The organism is Bacillota bacterium (genome assembly GCA_018333655.1).
Taxonomy (GTDB): domain Bacteria; phylum Bacillota; class UBA994; order UBA994; family UBA994; genus BS524.
Genome location: JAGXTJ010000020.1, coordinates 1 through 6,808 on the forward strand (window position 1 = coordinate 1; position 6,808 = coordinate 6,808).

The following is a 6,808-nucleotide window of genomic DNA, read 5'->3' on the forward strand; positions in this document are numbered from 1 at the left end:
CCAGAGCGGCCGCAGTGCCGGTGGCCGCAAGGGACGCCGCGGTGGCCGCCGCAGCGCCGGGATCGATTACGATTACAGCTACGCCAGCGCCGATGCCGGTACTAAGGCCACCACCAAACTAGGCGATGTCTATGCCGACCTCTTCGCGCAGTTCGGCCTGACCGAGACCAAGAGTGAGAAGGCCGAAACCAAGCCCGCGCCCAAGCCTGAAGTGAAGGCCGAAGCACCTCAACCTAAGCCCGAACCGGCGGCTAAACCCGAGGCTGAGGTCGAGCCCGAAAACGTGATCGATGCGGCTGAAGCCGCCGCGCTCCTTACGGCAGCCTTCCGGCTAGGTAAGCGTCCTAGCTTGGAGCCGGAGAAACCGCGAGAGCCGGAAGAGTCCGAAACGCCTCAGGCCTAAAGTAGCTTTCGCTAGGCTACCCCCGTGCAGTTTGCGGGGGTAGCTGTTTTTTCTAGCCTGACTCGTCGTATTTGTGACACTTGACTATGACCTCGTTTAAGAGCACCTCTCGCGGCACTTCGCTTTTGCATCGATCATATGCAATTGGGCAGCGGCCTGCGAACTTGCACCCCGCTCTCAGATACTCCCCGTACTCGCTATCGGCCAGAGCTATCTTCTCGGTCCATTTCTTCTCAGGATCGTTCTCGGGGACCGACTCGCGGAGAAGTTTTGTGTAGGGGTGCTTGGGGGCAAGGAGCACCTCCTCCACCGGCCCCATCTCGACAATGTTCCCCCGGAACATGATGGCGATGCGATCGCTGACATAATATGCGGTGGCAAGATCGTGAGTAATGTAGAGAACGCTAAGTTTAAACTCCTCCTTGAGCCTCTTAAAAAAGTTCACTATCGACATTCGCAGCGAGGCGTCAGCCATTGACACCGGCTCATCGGCGATCAACAGGGATGGGTTAGTCAAGAGTGCCCGGGCGATGGAGGCGCGCTGCAGCTGCCCACCAGAAAACTCATTTGGGTACCGGCCGTGGACCTCCTCAAAGGAGAGCCCGACGGTTTTGAGTTTTAGGTCGATCAGATCCACGGCATCTTTTCTGCTCCGGATCGTATGGTTATTAAAGTTATGAACCGTCTCGAAGAAGAAGTCATCTACCGGCCTCAGCGGGTTAAAGGTTTCAAAAGGGTTTTGGAAGATGGCTTGGACATCCTTCATAAACTCACGCTGCTTGAGTCGCCATGCCGAGAGGGGCTTGTCTTTGAAGGAGATTTCGCCCGCCGTCGGTTCCTCAAAGCCCAAGACCATCTTGGCGGTAGTGGTTTTGCCACACCCGCTTTCACCGGCCAGGGCAAAGATCTCAGCCGGCCCGACGTGAAACGAGATGTTATCTACGGCGGTGATCTTGGTCCGAGAGAGCATGCTCCCGATAGAGAATGTCTTCGTCAAACTCCTAACCTCAAGGAGCCTCGCCACCTGTGCCTCCTATTAACCAACAGGCGACCCTGCGGTTGCCTTCCAGCTCCACTAACTCCGGCATCCGCTCCCGGCAAGCGTCAAAGGCGTGTGGGCACCTGGGATGAAAGGCGCAGCTACCGGGCAGATTGGCCAGTGAAGGCGGGCTCCCCGGAGCGCTCTCTTTGGCGGCCCGGTCTCCAAATCGCGGCAGCGACTTGATTAAGAACCTGGTATAAGGGTGCTGCGGGTTTTTAAAGATCTCTTTAGTATCAGCTTCCTCGACCACCTTACCCGCATACATAATGGCGATCCGGTCGGCTATATTGGCCTGCACTCCCATATCATGGGTAACTAACACTAGCGTGCTCCCCCACCGTTCCTGAATCTCTTTTAGCAGTTGAATGGCGCCCCGCTGCACTACTACATCCAAAGCGGTTGTGGGCTCATCGGCCAGTATGACCTCGGGCTGCAAGAGCGTGGCAAGGGCGATAGTTACTCTTTGCCTCATCCCTCCCGAGAGCTGGTGCGGATAATAATCCAAGACCTTGAGCGGTAGCCCTAGCTCGCTCAGATGCCGGTCGGTTATTTCCAGCGCCTCTTTCGCTCTCTGCCCCCCAACATGGCTGGCCAGGAAATCTTGGAATGTCGCTCTTAACTTGCGAACCGGATTAAGGATGCTCATAGAGCCTTGCGGAACGTAGGAGATAAACTTCCACAAGAACCTGCGCCGGTCCTTGGGACGCAGTGAGAGCACGTCTACTCCGGCCCCGTCGACTTGATACCACACCTTCCCCCCGATGTGCTGCAATGGCGGCTCGATGTTAGCAAACAACGCCTTGACCAAGGTGCTTTTCCCGCAGCCACTTTCGCCGGCAATCCCCAAGACCTCACCCCGGCCGATGGTCACGTCAACACCATCGACCGCCTTCACCACCACCTGGCGGCCGAAGGCGTGCAGGACATAAGATGTCTGCAACCGTTCGGTTCTTAGCACAACCCCGTCTCTATTCATCGCAGGCCGATCCTCTGAACACGGGCCTTCGGATCAAGATATTCGCTTAAGCTCACCGAGAGCAGATATAGGCTTACAAATAGCAGCAGGGCCGTGCCCACCGGCGCTAAGAGCCACCACCAAAGCCCCATAAAGAGCGCCTGCCGGAAGATGGCCACCTGGAGCATGTTGCCAATCGTTGGAACAGAAGGATCGATCCCTAAGCCTAAATAGGCCAGCGTGACTTCCATGCCGATAGCCCAAGACATGTTGTTGATCAGTGTGGTGAAGGCGATGGGCAAGATAAACGGCAAATACTGCTTCACTACCAGCCTAAACGTCCCCATGCCCGAGAGGATGCTGACACGAGTAAACTCCCGCTCCCGCAGACTTAGAACCTGAGAACGAATGACGCGAGCGTCCCAAGCCCAGGCAAAAAAGGCCAGTAAGAGCCCTAGATTGACCAGATCCCTAAGCCATTCTCTAAGGAAGATAGAGGCCAGAATAAGGATCACCAAGCTGGGGAGCACCAGCGTGGTATCGCCCGCCGACATCAGTATGCGGTCAACCAAGCCCCCTCGGTAACCGGCCACTAGGCCGATCAGGAGCGCGATCACCCGCGACGTCAACGAGGCGATCAGGGCGATGGCAAGAGTGTTCCTGATGGCATGCGTGAGCTGCCAAAAGACATCTTGGCCGAGCCAAGTAGTTCCCAGTAGGTATTGCCACGACGGGGGCTGAGCTCTGGGCACCTGAAGGGCTCGTTGGGGATCAAAAGGAGAAAAGATCGAGAGGAGGCTAAGGGATAGCAGCGCCAGGACCACCCCAAAAGCTATGATGAACCGGTAATCTTTAAATAGATCACGCAGTAGCCCACTCATTGGTGCCTCACCCTGGGATCAACAAGCGGGAGAAGGAGGTCTAGGAGCAGGATAGAGGTGGTGATTACCATGATGGAAATGGCAGAGATGCCCATGATCAGGTTGTAATCACCGTGCATAATAGCATTGAAAAGCAATAGTCCCACCCCTGGGTACCTGAAAACTATCTCTGTGATTAGCGCGCCGGAGAATACAAAACCGAGGCTTAGCCCAAGATGGGTGATCCTCGGGAGCATAGCGTTGCGGATAACGTAATGAAAAACTATCGTGCTGTCCTTTACACCGGCTGATCGAGCATACCAGACGTGGTCTTCGGACCGAGAGGTCTGAACAATGAGCTTCATGGCCTGAAAATGCTCCGTGATACCCCCGATGATAAGAGTTAAGGCCGGGAGTGTGGCATGCAACAAAATGCTCCAGATCGCTGCTAGATTAAACTCCGGCGTTACCCCAATCCCGATGCCTCCCCCCCTCGGCAGTAACGGTAAAACATGGGTAAACAGGATGAGCAACAAGAGAGCGAGAATATAGTAGGGGATGGGCCGCACCACCATGGCCGCGCCATCTAGTAGCCTTGTCGCTTTGCTGCGATGGTAGTAACCCGCCACTCCGCCCACTAGAGTCCCTACCACCCAACCGATAACTAATGAGGAAATGAGGAGGGCCAGGGTCCAGGGGAGATGCCAAGCGATCAAGGTGCTGACGGGAGTGGGAAATCTAGCCAGTGAGGGCCCAAAGTCCCAAGTTAGCAGGCGCTGCCAGAACATGACATACTGCTGCCACAGGGTCCCTTCCAGGCCAAAGAGGCTCCGCAACGTGCTGATCATATATTCTAGTTGATCCGGAGGGATTATCATGCCGAATGTCTGATATTGAGCGATCCTCTGCTGGATCGGATCGATGGGTAAGAGACGAGGTAGTATGAACACTGCAGTTAACCCTAAGAAGGTGACAAGGAGATACTGGATAAGGCGCGGGATGAGGTACCGCTTTAGAAAAGTCATCTCTTAGTCCTCTGTACGAACCCCTAGGCAGGGCCGAGTAGTAGACCCTGCCTAGGGGCTAGTTTTACCGGCCGGTTGGCTCCAGGTGATGCAGGATATATTTGAGCTGGGGCCAGGTAGTGAAGTTATCGCTACGGGCGTAGTCGTTGGCAGGGCTGGGGAAGTTCGTCCAGTAGGACTCATCAAAGACGATGACGATCGGACAGTTAATGATCGGTATCGCGATCATCTCCTCGATCTGGAGCTTCATCCCTTCCAGCCCGAGCTCGATAATCCTCTCCAGGTCGTCCCAAGGAGTCAATTCTAGCTCTCTAACGAGTTCGTCCATCCGGGGATCGGACCAACGCTGCGCCCACCCCAGAGTCGGCTCACCGATGGGCCGAACCAGATCGGAACGCAGCGAGAGGAAGCCAATATGCAGATCCGGATGGACCCCCCATACTTCGCCTACCCAGCCTCCGTGGCTAGCGGCGCTGACCTCAAACTCCCCGTGCCAGGTGAGGTGACCGGCCGCAGCCGATGGGACATGATCCACGGTAATGCCAAACGCCCGCCATTGCTCCATTACTGCCAGAGCCACGATGTAGGCCATGTCTGTGGGATCGGTACCGCTCAGGTACTGAATCCGCCATAGCTCTCCGTTAGGGAGGCGCCATCTGCCATCCGCGCCGCGGGAGAAACCGTGCCTGGTGAGGAGCTCCTCCGCTACGTCAGGAGCGTGCCTCCACCAGCCATAGCCCAAGGTGAGCCTTACCGCGTCCGTATCGGTGGGATCAAGGTCTACCTGGTGGTGTTGCTGGGCCCACTCCAGCAGCCGCCACGGCGCTTCGCCGTCCCAGGGATGGAAAACCCGCCCATCGCCCAAGTCGAGAGTGAACTCCTCTAGCCACGGCTCGAGTCGCTCAAAGTACCACTCCTTGAATTCGGGGAGAACCATCAGGGGCAGCCCCGGGGTGAGCGCCACCATGCCGTCATAGGCCATAATGGCTACTTCCACAGCATCAATAGCCAGAGCTAGCGCCCAACGCACATCTCGGTTGTTAAACGGCTCTCTAAGGTGGTTAAACCCAGGGCCGCGGGTGGAGAGATCCCGCGGATCGATGAACGGCCAGGCCTCACGGAACGATCTGGTGGTATCGCCTTGCTCTAGTAAAACGAGCATGGCTTCTGTCGGGCCCTGGAAAACATCTAGCTCGTGCCCTAACATAGCCATGATGTGCGATTCCGGCGGACCGTAGTTCATGAATAAGACGTACTGTGGTGCCGGTTCGCCAAAAAGCATCCCGGTAACGGTCCTCTGCCAATCGTCTCGCTTGCGCCAGAGCGCCCAATTGCCGGCCGGGTCGTGGTTTACGTAAACGTATGGGCCAAGGCTAAGCGGCGGGTGAAAGTCAAACGCCATAATATCTTCAACTTGACTGAAGATGTGCTTGGGCATCGGGCGCAAGGTGCCCCACCGCTCGAGAAATGCGGTGTGGAAGCGAGTATTTGGACGGGTTAGGGTAATAACCACGGTATGGTCGTCCGCAGCGTAGGCCTCTTTTACCTCTAGCATCTGCGCATGAAAGGATAACGCGGGCGTTTCCCTTGTAGCCAGGACGGTGAAGACCACGTCGTGTGCGGTAAAAGGTACCCCATCGCTCCAGTAAACGCCTTCTCTAAGCTTGATGGTTAGCTGCGTGAAATCCTCATTGTAGCTGGGCGGTTCAGCGGCAAGGGCATTGATAATCCCGCCTTCTACCACATTGGGATTGAGCGTCCATAAAGCTTCGGTGGCAAACTGATGCAAACCGTTATTATTCTGTCTCCAACCAGCCCACAAGTTCCAGTTTCCTGGCATTGGCGCTGGGGCAAAAAGGGAATGAACTATCAGAGTCTCCGCGCGCGGAACCCCTGGGGGGAGGACTTGACCCAGCCCTAACGAGCCGATCACAAAGAGTACCGACAACGCCATCAGCAGCTTACGCATCACCACTACCTCCATTATTCACTGCCGTTTCACGCCCACAAGCCTGCATGCTCTAATTCTCTCAATCACCTCCTTCGCGGTAGGCTCGAGCCCCACCGGTGACTCTTTGTCACGTTTCACATTTTTCTAATGGATAAGGCATCTAGCTTAAACTTCGCTGCTTGCCAACTGAGTTGTGGGTTTTGCTGTGGGTGGGGCAGATGCTCACCTCCAGGGATCACCACCTCAGCCGTTTCGGAGGCACAAGCAGGGCGGGCCGGAGGTGGACAATGTGCTCGTGCCAATATTGGATCGGCTATCTGACTAACAATCTACCCCCCCAGTGTCTTGGGTGTCAAGACTGGGTCGGTCCGCAGCGGATAATGGCGGCGCTGTTTAAGCGGGTTTGATAGCCTTTAGGGCTAGCATCAGCGGGATGTCGGGGTTATCAGGGCGCTCTTTCATCGGCTGATCGGGGAGCTCTATGACCTGCGTTAGCGCCAGCCCTAGGCTGCTCAGAGCGTTAAGGTAGTGCGACAAGGGCCGATGGAAGCTCAGGGTCACCCCCTGTTGGC

At 56.2% G+C, this 6,808-nt stretch carries 6 protein-coding genes; 1 reads left to right on the forward strand and 5 read right to left on the reverse strand.

All coding sequences use genetic code 11. From position 1 onward, the window contains the following. Positions 1 to 403, forward strand: a 403-nt coding sequence (locus KGZ92_03855) for a hypothetical protein (GenBank protein MBS3888422.1), incomplete at its 5' end; no start/stop codon positions are given. A 52-nt stretch (positions 404 to 455) separates the two neighbouring features. On the opposite strand, the gene KGZ92_03860 is transcribed toward KGZ92_03855, so the two are convergent. From KGZ92_03860 to KGZ92_03880, 5 genes are all read right to left on the reverse strand, one after another. Continuing rightward, on the reverse strand, positions 456 to 1,373 hold the full coding sequence (locus KGZ92_03860) for an ABC transporter ATP-binding protein (protein MBS3888423.1): 918 nt from the start codon (positions 1,371 to 1,373) through the stop codon (positions 456 to 458). Between the two features lie 37 nt (positions 1,374 to 1,410). Then, on the reverse strand, positions 1,411 to 2,421 hold the full coding sequence (locus KGZ92_03865) for an ABC transporter ATP-binding protein (protein MBS3888424.1): 1,011 nt from the start codon (positions 2,419 to 2,421) through the stop codon (positions 1,411 to 1,413). Continuing rightward, positions 2,418 to 3,281, reverse strand: coding sequence for an ABC transporter permease (locus tag KGZ92_03870; protein MBS3888425.1), 864 nt, complete (start codon positions 3,279 to 3,281; stop codon positions 2,418 to 2,420). The genes KGZ92_03865 and KGZ92_03870 overlap by 4 nt, the downstream gene beginning before the upstream one ends. After that, complete coding sequence (locus KGZ92_03875; GenBank protein ID MBS3888426.1) at positions 3,278 to 4,285, reverse strand: ABC transporter permease; 1,008 nt, start codon at positions 4,283 to 4,285, stop codon at positions 3,278 to 3,280. Before KGZ92_03875 ends, KGZ92_03870 begins: the two co-directional genes overlap by 4 nt. Positions 4,286 to 4,349: 64 nt before the next feature. Further along, positions 4,350 to 6,254 carry an ABC transporter substrate-binding protein gene (locus KGZ92_03880; protein MBS3888427.1) on the reverse strand — a complete coding sequence of 635 codons (1,905 nt, stop codon included), beginning with the start codon at positions 6,252 to 6,254 and terminating at the stop codon, positions 4,350 to 4,352. Positions 6,255 to 6,808 lie beyond the last annotated feature (554 nt).